This is a genomic window from Actinoalloteichus sp. GBA129-24, from assembly GCF_001941645.1.
Lineage (GTDB): Bacteria > Actinomycetota > Actinomycetes > Mycobacteriales > Pseudonocardiaceae > Actinoalloteichus_A > Actinoalloteichus_A fjordicus.
In genome coordinates, this window is record NZ_CP016077.1 from 2909169 (window position 1) to 2922010 (window position 12842).

11 protein-coding genes are annotated in these 12842 nt (G+C 70.1%); 8 read left to right on the forward strand and 3 right to left on the reverse strand.

Translation table 11 applies throughout. The annotated features are described in order from the left end of the window. The first annotated feature begins 17 nt into the window (after positions 1-17). From arc to UA75_RS13000, 3 genes are all read left to right on the forward strand, one after another. Entirely contained in the window at positions 18-1811 is a 1794-nt protein-coding gene (gene arc / locus UA75_RS12990; RefSeq protein ID WP_075743753.1) for a proteasome ATPase, read from the forward strand. Between the two features lie 474 nt (positions 1812-2285). Beyond that, on the forward strand, positions 2286-2819 hold the full coding sequence (locus UA75_RS12995) for a DUF3558 family protein (RefSeq protein ID WP_083690684.1): 534 nt from the start codon (positions 2286-2288) through the stop codon (positions 2817-2819). 576 nt (positions 2820-3395) lie between these two features. After that, entirely contained in the window at positions 3396-4352 is a 957-nt protein-coding gene (locus tag UA75_RS13000; RefSeq protein ID WP_075743754.1) for an aldo/keto reductase, read from the forward strand. Between the two features lie 232 nt (positions 4353-4584). Here UA75_RS13000 and UA75_RS13005 read toward each other — a convergent pair whose 3' ends face one another. Beyond that, the gene (locus UA75_RS13005) at positions 4585-5112 is read right to left on the reverse strand and encodes an NUDIX hydrolase (protein WP_075740465.1); all 528 of its coding nucleotides are present in this window, start codon (positions 5110-5112) and stop codon (positions 4585-4587) included. 56 nt (positions 5113-5168) lie between these two features. On the opposite strand from UA75_RS13005, the gene dop reads away from it, so the two are divergent. The 4 genes from dop to prcA all read left to right on the forward strand — a co-directional run bounded on the left by dop (position 5169) and on the right by prcA (position 9038). After that, positions 5169-6668, forward strand: coding sequence for a depupylase/deamidase Dop (dop, locus tag UA75_RS13010; protein ID WP_075740466.1), 1500 nt, complete (start codon positions 5169-5171; stop codon positions 6666-6668). 89 nt (positions 6669-6757) lie between these two features. Continuing rightward, entirely contained in the window at positions 6758-6955 is a 198-nt protein-coding gene (locus tag UA75_RS13015; protein WP_075740467.1) for a ubiquitin-like protein Pup, read from the forward strand. 172 nt (positions 6956-7127) lie between these two features. After that, complete coding sequence (gene prcB / locus UA75_RS13020; RefSeq protein WP_075743755.1) at positions 7128-7973, forward strand: proteasome subunit beta; 846 nt, start codon at positions 7128-7130, stop codon at positions 7971-7973. Positions 7974-8249: 276 nt separating this feature from the next. Then, positions 8250-9038 (forward strand): proteasome subunit alpha, encoded by a 789-nt coding sequence (gene prcA, locus UA75_RS13025; RefSeq protein ID WP_075740468.1) that lies wholly within the window; start codon positions 8250-8252, stop codon positions 9036-9038. Between the two features lie 176 nt (positions 9039-9214). On the opposite strand, the gene UA75_RS13030 is transcribed toward prcA, so the two are convergent. Both UA75_RS13030 and UA75_RS13035 read right to left on the reverse strand, forming a co-directional pair. Next, entirely contained in the window at positions 9215-9700 is a 486-nt protein-coding gene (locus tag UA75_RS13030) for a universal stress protein (RefSeq protein WP_075740469.1), read from the reverse strand. Positions 9701-9857: 157 nt separating this feature from the next. After that, positions 9858-11252 carry a bifunctional phosphatase PAP2/diacylglycerol kinase family protein gene (locus tag UA75_RS13035; protein ID WP_083690685.1) on the reverse strand — a complete coding sequence of 465 codons (1395 nt, stop codon included), beginning with the start codon at positions 11250-11252 and terminating at the stop codon, positions 9858-9860. 170 nt (positions 11253-11422) lie between these two features. On the opposite strand from UA75_RS13035, the gene pafA reads away from it, so the two are divergent. Beyond that, positions 11423-12781 (forward strand): Pup--protein ligase, encoded by a 1359-nt coding sequence (gene pafA, locus UA75_RS13040; protein WP_075740471.1) that lies wholly within the window; start codon positions 11423-11425, stop codon positions 12779-12781. The last annotated feature ends 61 nt before the right edge of the window (positions 12782-12842 follow it).

Here is a 12842-nt window from a genome sequence, read left to right on the forward strand (position 1 = left end):
CGGGAGGAGGTGCCGAGATGCCGCACGACCATCCCGGCAGCAGGCCTGACAGCGGCGACGAGCAGAGGTTCGGCGGCGACGCCGAGCTTGCTGCGCAGATCCGATTCCTGGAGGACGAGGTGGCACTGCTGCGCCGCCAGTCGTCCCAGTCTCCTCGACAGTCTCAACTAGTGGAACAGCGCCTCGCCGAGGCGTCTGATCGCATTGACCAGCTTACCGAGCGCAACGCGAAACTGGTGGACACCCTCAAAGATGCCCGCACGCAGCTCATGGCCCTGCGCGAAGAGGTCGACCGCCTCGCGCAGCCGCCGAGCGGCTACGGGGTCTTCCTGCGGGGCCACGAGGACGGCACGGTGGACGTGTTCACCGCCAGCCGTCGGATGCGAGTCCCGCTCTCGCCCAACGTGGAGATCGGCGACCTCACCCTAGGCCAGACGGTGCGCCTCAACGAGGCGTTGACCGTGGTGGAGGCGGGCGGATACGAGCGGATCGGCGAGATCTGCACCCTGCGCGAGGTTCTGTCCGATCCCGGCCAGGACAGCCCGAGCCGTGCACTGGTCGTGGGTCACACTGACGAGGAACGTCTGGTGTGGCTGGCGGCTCCGCTGGCCGAGTCGCCGCTGAAGTCGGGCGACTCCCTGTTGGTGGACAGCAAGGCAGGCTATGCCTACGAACGGGTGCCCAAGGCCGAGGTCGAGGATCTGGTCCTGGAAGAGGTCCCCGATGTGGGCTACACCGACATCGGTGGTCTCGGCAGGCAGATCGAGCAGATCCGCGACGCGGTGGAGCTGCCCTTCCTGCATGCCGACCTCTTCCGGGAGTACGAGCTGCGGCCGCCGAAGGGCGTGCTGCTGTACGGTCCGCCCGGCTGCGGCAAGACGCTGATCGCCAAGGCCGTGGCCAACTCGCTGGCCAAACAGGTCGTCTCGGCCCGAGGCGGCCCCGACGAGCAGGCCAAGTCCTACTTCCTCAACATCAAGGGCCCCGAGCTGCTGAACAAGTTCGTCGGCGAGACGGAGCGACACATTCGGCTCATCTTCCAGCGGGCCAGGGAGAAGGCCTCCGAGGGCACGCCGGTGATCGTCTTCTTCGACGAGATGGACTCGATCTTCCGCACCAGGGGCAGCGGCGTCTCCTCCGACGTCGAGACGACCATCGTCCCGCAGCTCCTCAGTGAGATCGACGGTGTCGAGGGGCTGGAGAACGTCATCGTGATCGGCGCCTCCAACCGGGAGGACATGATCGACCCGGCGATCCTGCGGCCAGGCAGGCTCGACGTGAAGATCAAGATCGAGCGGCCGGACGCCGAGGGCGCGAAGGACATCTTCTCGAAGTACCTGACCGCCACGCTGCCGATCCACGCCGACGACCTGGTGGAGTTCCGAGGCGACAAACAGGCCTGCGTCGAGGCGATGATCCAGAACACCGTCGAGCGCATGTACGCCGAGTCGGACGAGAACCGCTTCCTGGAGGTCACCTACGCCAACGGTGACAAAGAGGTGCTGTACTTCCGCGACTTCAACTCCGGGGCGATGATCCAGAACATCGTGGACCGGGCGAAGAAGGCCGCGATCAAGGGCGTGCTGGAGACCGGACAGCCCGGCCTCCGCGTCCAGCACCTGCTGGACGCCATCGTGGACGAGTTCGCCGAGAACGAGGACCTGCCCAACACGACGAACCCGGACGACTGGGCGCGGATCTCGGGCAAGAAGGGGGAGCGGATCGTCTACATCCGCACTCTGGTCACCGGCAAGAATCAGGAGTCCGGCCGAGCCATCGACACCGCGACGAACACGGGGCAGTACCTGTAACCCGACCCCGGAGAACGCTGATCGACGAGCAGCGGGCCCGTCGCCGATGCATTCATCGGCGACGGGCCCGTCGCGTCGCGCCCGGCTCCGCGGTTCTCGCGAACTCCTTTCGGGCTGCCGTGCCTATCTGGTGAATTGCTTGCGGGTCTGAATTTCAACGGGCGGGCAGGCAGGTCCGCGATCGCCGCCCCGGTCTCCGCTCGGGGCATGCTGATCACGCAGGTCAGCAGCCAGCCCGCGGCTCCGGTGAAAATTTCGCTTCTGGTGACTTCTTTTCGATCTTGCAATCCGGGCCTGCCCGCTGTGTATGGTGATCTTCGCTTCCAAGTTCGAGTGACGATGGCGAGGTGTGGGGTCGATGTGCGGTCCGGAGAATGCCGTCGCCCGCACTGATCGAGTCCGCGAAGTGGGATTTGCTCGGCTGACGAGCCCCATGAGCGTCATTTGCCCGATGCGATTACAGAGGTAGTTGATATGTCGATTCCTAATCCTCGGTTGGCGGGCGTGGGCGCGTCGGCGGTGTTGCTGCTGTTCGTGGCCGCGTGCAGCGAGGCAGACTCCGCCGCCCCCGGTGGGGACGCGGACATCCGAAGCGTCGTCGAGACCGCCGAGGACGAACTGATCGCCGCCACGAAACGAGCCTGTGACGAGCCGACTCAGGTGGTGCTCGACGAATTACCCGACGCGACGGGGAATTACACCACCAATCGGATGCAGGGGCCTACCTGCAATTGGACTAATCGGGATTACCTCGAAGGGGCCACGATCACGGCGGTCACCGGCGCGCCGTATTCGGAATGGGTGGAGTCCGACACGCTGATCACCGGGGAGACCTCGGCGGTGGAGATCGCGGGTCTGCCGGGCAGCCAGGGCACCACCGCCGAGGGCTGTGCGGTCCTGGTGGACGTCGACGGCGCGGCGCTCAGCGTGGACGTCCGGCTGAGTCAGGACGAGCCGTCGTGCGAGGTGGCGTCGCGGCTGGCGACCGAGGTCCTGAACAACCGTTGATCGGTAGGCAGTCCGGCAGGCGTGTCCTCCGCCCGCTCCCGGCCAGGATTGCCAGCTGTCCGGCGGGACCCCGATGAGTCGTCGTCCGCAGGCCCCCGACGGCTGCGAGCGGAGCGGCGGCCCAGCGAGGGCAGGCGAACCGGCCTGCCGACGAGCGTTCCCGCAGCCACCGGGACTCGATCTCCGGGGCTCGGCACGGAACGGGACTGCGGTGCCCGTGGCGCTGAGGCGGTGCGGCGGGTGTGACCGGCGGCGCCCGCCTCGCCTTCGGGGCGGTCCTGATCCCGACCGTCGCCCGTTCGGCCGGGTCTCGACGAGGTTCGAAAGGGCCGTCTCTGCCGCCCTCGCCTGCGGTGACCATTGCCGCGTGAGCATCGGTCCGGCGGCAGGGTGCCGGCGGGGCTGTTGATCCTCGGCATCGCCCAGTCGGGCGGTGCGCTGCACCGCGAGCGCTGCTCGACGGACCGGCGTCGACCGCCGGCGGTGCCGCCGATCTCCCGTGCCGCGCGGACAGCGCTCGGACGGCGACCGGTGCCGTCTCGGCCCGGCCACCGGCCTGCGGTTACCGTGGCGTCCGTGTCCGACACGTCTGATCGCCCGGTCGTCCCCCGCCTGGCACTGGGGCTGGCCGCCCTCGGCCGTCCCGCCTACATCAACCTCGGCCGCGAGCGGGAGCTGCCTGCGGAGCGCACCGTCGCGGCGATGCGTGCGGCGACCTGGGCGACGCTGGACGCCGCCTATGCGCAGGGCGTCCGCTGGGTCGACGCGGCCCGGTCCTACGGTTGCTCCGAGGAGTTCCTCGCGGACTGGCTCGACGACCGGGGGCACACCGACGTCACGGTGTCGAGCAAGTGGGGCTACGCCTACGTCGCCCACTGGCGGGCCGATGCTCCCGTGCACGAGGTCAAGGAGCACTCCTCGGCCCGACTGCGAACGCAGTGGGCGCAGAGCCGGGATCTCCTCGGCGACCGGATCGACCTCTACCAGGTGCACTCGCTGACCTGGGACAGTCCGCTGTTCGACGACGCCGACCTGCTCGCCGAACTCGCCGACATCGCGGGCGAGGGAGTCCGGCTCGGCTTCTCCACCTCCGGACCCCGCCAGGCCGACACGGTACGCAGGGCCTCGGCGTTGGAGGTCGACGGACGGCGGCTGTTCCAGACGGTGCAGTCGACGTGGAATCCGCTGGAGCCCTCGGTGGGTGGCGCACTCGCCGAGGCGCACGCAGCAGGCTTCCACGTCCTGGTGAAGGAGGCGCTGGCCAACGGCAGGCTGGTGGTGCGTCCGCCGGAGGTGCTCGCCGAGATCGCCCGTAGACACGAGGTCGGTCCGGACGCGGTCGCGCTGGCGGCGGCGTTGTCTCGACCGTGGGTGGACACCGTGCTGCTGGGACCCGCCGGACCCGCACAGCTTCGCGCCAACCTCGCCGTCGACGGCCTGCACCTCGATGCGGCCGAACTCGACGCGCTGCTCGGTCTCGCCGTCCCCGCCGACCGGTACTGGGACGAGCGCGCCGAGCTGTCCTGGACCTGATCCGTCTCCTCGGGTCCGGTGGCGGCCGCGGTCCTCGATCCGAGGCCCGAGCCCGCACCGCCGAGGACACCGACGGCTTCCCGAATCGCGGCGCCGAACGGCAGGCGACGCCCCGCCCGAGGCGACCGTGATGCGCGTCCGGGACTGCGGTGTCCGCCGAACGGGTGAGACTGTCGAACAGGTGACCGGCCGGGGAGGGTGGTCCGTCGCTCGACGATCGGTCGAGCGCTGATCAGTCGAACTCGCCCGCGTCGAGCAGGGTCAGCCACCGCCGAGCCAGCTCGCGGCCGTCCGGGACCATCGGCCAGGCCGGGTTCGCGACCTTGGCGCGCAACTCCGCCAGGTCCAGCCGGCCGCCCTCGGCGACCTCCGTGAGCTGATGCCGGATCGGGCCGTCCCAGCGCACCTCGAATGCGGTGGTGAAGAGCCGCACCGTGTCGGACTCGTATCGGCCGTCGAACAGTCGGACCAGCGGTGTTCCGCTCACGCCGAGTTCTTCGGCCAGCTCACGCCGTGCGCATTGGCCCATCTCCTCGTTCGCCCCCAGCACCCCGCCCGCCCAACAGTCGTACCTGCCGGGGAACACGTCCTTGGTCTCGGTCCGCCGATGCACGTAGACCCGACTGCCATCACCCGATCGGACGAGAACCGAACTCGCGGCGTGCCACAGCGAGCGCGCTCGCATGTCAGCGCGGGTGGTGGCTCCGATCCGGCTGCCGGTCGCGTCGAACACGGCGACCAGCTCGTCTGGAGTGCCCATCGAGTGATCCTCTCACCACTGACCGTCAGACCCCCTGAACCCGTAGGCTGACGACCATGCGGCGGATCATGGGCACCGAGGTGGAATACGGCATCGCAGTGCCGGGGGACAGCACCGCCAATCCGGTGCTCACCTCGACGCAGGTGGTGCTGGCCTATGCGGCCTCGGCGGACATCCCTCGGTCGCGGCGGGCCCGGTGGGACTACGAGGTCGAGTCCCCGCTGCGCGACGCGCGCGGCTTCGACCTGGGCGCGGGTCACTTCCCGTCCGCCGATCCCGACTCCGACGATCTCGGTGCCGCCAACGTCATCCTCACCAACGGCGCCCGGCTCTACGTCGACCATGCGCACCCGGAGTACTCGGCACCCGAGGTCACCAACCCTCGCGACGCGGTCATCTGGGACAAGGCGGGCGAGCGGATCATGGAGGCGGCGGCGATGCGGGCCGCCACCGTGCCCGGTCAGCCCCGGCTCCAGCTCTACAAGAACAACATCGACAACAAGGGTGCCTCCTACGGCACGCACGAGAACTATCTGATGGCGCGCAGCACCCCGTTCACCGCCGTCGTCGCAGGTCTGACGCCCTTCTTCGCCTCCAGGCAGGTGATCTGCGGCTCCGGGCGGGTCGGCCTCGGCGCGTCCGGCGACGGCGCGGGCTTCCAGCTCTCACAGCGCGCCGACTACATCGAGGTCGAGGTCGGCCTCGAGACCACTCTCAAGCGGGGCATCATCAACACCCGTGACGAGCCGCACGCCGACGCCGACAAGTACCGCAGGCTGCACGTCATCATCGGTGACGCGAACCTGGCCGAGACCTCGACCTATCTCAAGCTGGGCACGACGGCGCTGGTCCTGGACATGATCGAGTCCGGCCACCGGTTCGACGACCTCCGGCTCGCCGATCCCGTCCACGCCGTCCACGCCATCAGCCACGACCCCGGCCTGCGGGCCACCGTCTCGTTGGCGGACGGCCGCCGCTTCACCGGCCTCGACCTGCAGTGGGCCTATCACGAGCGGGCCGAGCGCTTCGCCGAGGCGGGTGGCGTGGAACCGCCGGGGCGGGACGTGCTGGCCGCCTGGGGCGAGATCCTCTCCGCCCTCGGTCGTGACCCGATGGAGTGCGCCGATCGGCTCGACTGGCCTGCCAAGCTCCGGCTGCTCGAGGGCTACCGCAGCCGGGACGGCCTCGGCTGGGCCTCGCCCCGGCTGCACCTGGTGGACCTCCAGTACTCCGACGTCCGGCTCGACAAGGGCCTCTACAACCGCCTGGTCGCGCGCGGCTCGATGCGCAGGCTCGTCGCGGAGGAAGAGGTCCTGGCTGCGGTGACCGCCCCGCCGGAGGACACCAGGGCCTATTTCCGGGGCCGCTGCCTGGAGCGTTACCCCTCGGCGGTCTCGGCCGCCTCGTGGGACTCGGTGATCTTCGATCTGGGTCGAGACTCGCTGGTGCGGATTCCCACCCTCGAACCCCTTCGCGGCACGAAGGCGCACGTCGGACACCTGTTGGAGGCGGCACAGACGGCGGAGGAACTGGTGGACTCCTTGACTCGTCGTTGAGGACCCGGACCGGCCCGCGTCGACAGGCGACAGGGCAGGCACTGCTGGGTAATGTTGATGGCGGGCTCCACTGTAATAAGGGAGGCGAGATGGCACAGGAACGAGTGCAACGCCATGGCGGCGGTGACGGCGACGAGGACGAGACCCCGGACGCGGGCACCGGCGGCCAGGAACGCCGCGAGCAGCTCGGCGAGGACGTCGACACGATCCTGGATGAGATCGACGACGTGCTCGAGGAGAACGCGGAGGACTTCGTTCGGGCCTACGTCCAGAAGGGCGGCGAGTAGCCGCACTGAGGCACTCTTCTCCGCCGAGGTGCCATTGGATGCAGTCGAGGCACTCTCCTCTGCCGAGGTGCCGTCGGATGCAGCCGAGGTGCCCCTCTCCGCCGAGGGCGGGATCAGATCCCGCCGTCGGCGACCCGCCACCCTTCCTCAGATCAAGGAGATCATCGCGTCGATGGAACAGTCCTCGGTCGCGCCCTCGTCCGGCGCCGTGCTGCCCGCCGCCTACCTCGCGCCGGGCTCGTCCTTCGTCGACTTCCTCCGGGCGGCCTCACCGGGGCTGCTGCCCGGCGGCCGAGCTGAGAACGGGGGCCGGGTGGACGCGCCGCACGGCACGACGATCGTCGGAGTCACCTTCCGAGGTGGCGTGTTGATCGCAGGGGACCGCCGCGCCACCAGCGGAAACCTGATCGCGCAGCGGGACGTGGACAAGGTGTACGTCACCGACGACCACTCCGCCGTGGCCATCGCGGGAGCGGCCGGGATCGCCGTCGAGCTGGCCCGGCTGTTCACCGTGGAGCTTCAGCACTACGAGAAGATCCACGGCGTCTCGCTGTCGCTGGACGGCAAGGCCAACCAGCTCGCGGGCATGGTCCGGGGCAACCTGGAGCAGGCGATGATGGGGCTCGCGGCCGTCCCGCTGTTCGTGGGCTACGACGTCAACGCGGCCGACCCCGACCGGGCGGGCCGCATCATCTCCTATGACGTCGCGGGCGGCCGGTACGAGGAACGGGCCGGCTATCACGCGGTGGGGTCCGGCTCGCTGTTCGCCAAGTCGGCCTTGAAGAAGCGACACGACCCCGACGCCGACGCCGACGCGGCGGTGCGGGTCGCCGTGGAGGCCCTCTACGACGCCGCCGACGACGACACGGCGACCGGCCATCCCGACCTCGTCCGCCGGATCTATCCGACGGTGGTCCTGATCACCGGGGCGGAGGGGGCGGTGCGACTCGACGACGATCGGGCCGAGGCCGTCGCCCGCGCGGTGGTGGCAGGCCGCCAGGAGAATCCGGGCGGCTGAGTCCGTGGTGTCCCGCGCCTTCCTGCGCGTCTCGCCCGCCGTGTCGGGGCAGTCGATCGCCCGATGCGCGCCTCGGCGGGCGGGGCCGTGCCCTGTGCCCGTCGCCGTCGTCGATCACGCCCGACGTGCGTCGGCCCGCGCTGTGGGCGTCGCTCAGGGCGTCCCGCCTGCTCGCGTCCGTTCCCCTCGGACGTCGACCCCCTCCGCCCGCCCCGCGCAGGCACTGACTACTCCCACTCATTCCGTGCCCGCCCGACCACGCCAGGAGCGTCCCTCGTGAGCATGCCGTTCTACGCCTCGCCAGAGCAGTTGATGCGCGAGCGGTCCGAGCTGGCCCGCAAAGGCATCGCCAAGGGCCGCAGTGCCATCGTGCTGACCTATGCGGGCGGCGTGCTCTTCGTCGCCGAGAACCCGTCGAAGACGCTGCACAAGGTCTCGGAGATCTACGACCGCATCGGATTCGCGGCTGCCGGTCGCTACCCGGAGTTCGAGAATCTGCGAGTCGCGGGCATCCGGCACGCCGACCTGACCGGCTACGCCTACGACCGTCGAGACGTCTCCGGTCGGTCGCTGGCCAGCTTCTACGCCAAGACGCTCGGCGCGATCTTCACCGAGCAGATCAAGCCCTACGAGGTGGAGATCTGTGTGGCCGAGGTCGGGGCATCGCCGGATCTCGACCAGCTCTACCACCTCACCTACGACGGCTCCATCATCGAGGAGCCCGGCTTCGTCGTGATGGGCGGTCAGGCCGAGACCATCTCCGGCGCACTGCGCGACTCCGACCACGCCTCGTCGAGCCTGGCCGAGACGCTGCGGAGTGCCGTGAGTGCCCTGACCACGGAGCCGACGACGGGCAAGGGGACGGCGAGCAAGGGCGAGGCGAGAGAGCCCGCCCTCGGCCAGCTCGAGGTGGCCGTGCTGGAACGGGATCGGCCGCATCGCGCCTTCCGACGCATCCCCCCGGCCGTCGTGACGGAGATGCTCGGCGAGGGCGCCGCGAAGACCGAGCCCGCGACGGCCGAGAAGCCCGAGGACGCCTCGGCCGCGCCGGACGAGAAGAAGTAGGACCGAGTCACGCCGCCCGGCCGGGGCCGGGCGGCGTGTGCGAGCCGAGTGCGGCTGGCCACGATGGGCGACCACGGCGCGTCCAGACGTCGTCAACCACTCGGTGAGCGCCGATCGCCTGCCGACCTCCGACGCGGCCGGCCCGGCCCGGCGAACAACCCGGGCGGATGCGCGACTCAGCCTGCTGCGGGGTTCCGCCTCGACGCGCGACGGTGATGCGGCCGGGTGACCAGCACCGGACACCCCGCACGGCGGACACAGATCGCCGCCACCGACCCGAGCATCAGCCTGCTGCCGCGACCCCGGTGGCCCACCACCAGCAGGTCGGCCGTCTCCGCGGCCGTCAACAGCGCGCCGACGGCCTGGGAACGCGGCAGATGAAGCTGAACCCTGGCCAGATTCTCGGGATCGGGCAAGGTGTGCTCGACGAGCGCCCGAGTACGCAGGACGATCCAGTCGCGGAACTCGGCGACGCTGGGGACCGCCGACGGCGGGACGTCCGGCGGCCGAGGCGCGGTGCGCAGGGTCCACGCGCGCACGACGTGCAGCGGACAGTCTCGCCGCCGGGCCTCGTCGGACGCCAGGGACAGGGCGTGGAGCGAGGCGTCCGAGCCGTCGATGCCGACGACGACGCCGCCGTCGATGTCCAGGTCAGCGCGCATGGCGTCACCGGCCCGATCGCGGCGGGGTGTGGGGGTCTTGTCTCGAACGGTGGACCTCGACGATCTTCGGCATGACGGCCTCCCTGCGTCGCTCGCTCCAGCGTGAGACATGCCACACTACTGTGGCGAGCTGCCGTTCGGGGGAAATCCAGGGTGGTCACGGCTCGACTCTGCTCAGGCGCGGCCGATACACCCGGAGCGTGCCGCAGTGGGCCGCGAAGCGGAATCGACGTCCCGCCGGGCCCACCTCGCCGTCGGTCGCCGCGATGACGGGGTCGCCCGCCACCTGCACGACCAGTTCCGCGCACTCGCGCTGCACGTAGGTGCGACTGTGATGCAGTGCGCCGGTCACGGCGGCCAGCACGAACCGAAGCCGGGAGAATCGGACGTCGGCGCGCACATAGCGCACGTCCAGCGTGCCGTGGTGCAGCCCGCCGCGGATCATCGGGGCGAAGCCGCGCGGCGTGTAGACGCCGTTGCCCACGAACAGCAGCCACACCTGTCGGACCCGGCCGTCGATGCGCACCGTGAGCGGCCGGGACTCGCGCAGCACCCGTACCAGCGCCGCAGCCGCCGCAGGCCACTTGCCATACCGGTCCTCCCAGCGTTCCCGGTATCCGACCAGGTCGGGATAGCCGCCGAGGCTCGCCGTGTTGAGGAACCACCGTTCGATCCGGCCGTCGATCTCGACACTGCCCAGATCGACCTCGATGCCGGTGCCGTGCTCGGCTGCCATGGTCGCCGCGGTCGGCCCGTCCACCCGGATGTCGCGGGCGAAGTGGTTCAGCGTGCCGCCGGGGATCACGAGCAGCGGGAGCTTGCGCACGGCGGCGACGGCCGCCACGGCCGCCACGGTGCCGTCACCGCCGGAGACCCCGACCGCCCGCACGGCCGAGCCGAGTCCGTCCACGATCTCGGCGAACTGGTCGATCAGGTCGACGCCCTCTTTCGGGTAGACCACGGTGGCCGCCGGCCACGCCTGGGCGATCTGTTCGCCCGCGTCCTCGCCCTCCAGCCCCGAACCGGGATTGATCAGCAGCACCAGGCCCGCGCCGTCGCTGAGCGGGGGGAGGTCCACCTCCACGCCGGGGCCGTCGTAGACCTCCTCCGGGACCGGCCACCAGCGTCGGGTGGCCCCGGCGACCGCCGCGCCGAGCAGCGCACCGCCGAGGACGTCGCTGGGCCAGTGCACTCCGGTGTGCACCCGCGAGAAGGCCACCGCGGCGGCCAACGGCGCCACCACCCTGGCCGTCCGGGGGCTCTCCATGGCCACCGCCGTGGCGAAGGCGGCGGCCGAGGCGGCGTGTCCGGAGGGGAAGGACGAGGACCGTGGGGGATTCCGATACCGACGTGACTCGGGAACCAGCTCCACCGCAGGGCGCCTGCGAGGGAACAGCGGCTTGCCGACCGCGTTGGCCAGTGCGCTCGCCCCGGCGATCGCGGCGAGCCCGCGCCACGCCGCTCGGCGTGTCGGCCCCTTGCGTAATGCGAGCACCGAGGCGGCCGTGAACCACAGCAGACTGTGGTTGGCGGCCGTGCCCAGTTCCTTCATCAGGGGGTCGACAGGGCTTTTCGGTAGGCGTGAACTCCGCCGGACGAGTTCTCGATCCCGGCGGTCGACCTCACCTGCAACGCTGCGCAGCCATTTCCACACCGGATAGACGCTAGCGTTTCCCCGAACGGATCACGGAGGAATCCCGTCGCAGCGCTTACTGTGGACCCATGCAGCGGCGGATCTTCGGGATCGAGACCGAGTTCGGGGTGACGTGCACCTTTCACGGGCAGCGTCGGCTCTCCCCGGACGAGGTGGCCAGATATCTGTTCCGACGGGTGGTGTCCTGGGGGCGCTCCTCCAACGTGTTCCTGCGCAACGGCTCGCGGCTCTACCTCGACGTGGGCTCGCACCCCGAGTACGCCACGGCGGAGTGCGACGACATCGCGCAGCTGGTGACCCATGACAAGGCGGGCGAGCGGGTCCTGGAGGATCTGCTGGTCGACGCCGAGCGGCGGCTCGCCGACGAGGGCATCGGCGGGGACATCTTCCTGTTCAAGAACAACACCGACTCGGCGGGCAACTCCTACGGTTGTCACGAGAACTACCTGGTGGGGCGGGCAGGCGAGTTCGCAAGGATCGCCGACGTCCTTCTGCCGTTCCTCGTCACCCGCCAGCTCATCTGCGGTGCGGGCAAGGTCCTGCAGACCCCTCGGGGCGCGGTCTACTGCCTGTCGCAGCGGGCCGAGCACATCTGGGAGGGCGTCTCCAGCGCGACCACGCGGTCTCGACCGATCATCAACACGCGGGACGAGCCGCACGCCGACGCCGAGCGCTACCGCAGGCTCCATGTGATCGTCGGGGACTCGAACATGTCCGAGGCGACCACGATGCTCAAAGTCGGCAGCGCGCACCTCGTGCTGGAGATGATCGAGGCGGGCGTGCAGTTCCGCGACTTCACGCTGGACAACCCGATCCGGGCCATTCGCGAGATCAGCCACGACCTGACCGGGCGGCGCAACGTTCGGCTTGCGGGCGGCCGGGAGGCCTCCGCGCTGGACATCCAGCGGGACTACTACGCCAAGGCCGTCGAGCACCTGCGCGACCGCGAGCCGGATGCGCTGCTCGACCGCGTGGTGGAGTTGTGGGGTCGCACGCTCGACGCCGTCGAGCAGCAGAACCTCGGCCTCATCGATCGGGAGATCGACTGGGCCGTCAAGCAGCGGCTCATCGATCGCTATCGGAACAAGCACGATCTGGAGCTGTCCAGCCCGCGCATCGCGCAGATCGACCTCGCCTACCACGACATCCGTCGGGGCCGGGGGCTCTTCGACCTGCTGCAACGCAAGGACCTGGTCGCCAGGGTCACCGACGACGGCGAGATCGAGGCCGCCAAGGACACGCCACCGCAGACCACCAGGGCGAAGCTGCGCGGCGACTTCATCGCGGCGGCCCAGACCGCCAACCGGGACTTCACCGTCGACTGGGTGCATCTCAAGCTCAACGACCAGGCACAGCGCACCGTGCTGTGCAAGGACCCGTTCCGTGCCGTGGACGAACGGGTGGAGCGGCTGATCGCGTCGCTGTGACCGGGCGTCGGGCGGGGTGACTCGTCGCCACGAGCGGCCCCGCCCGGCCCGCACCCCGCCT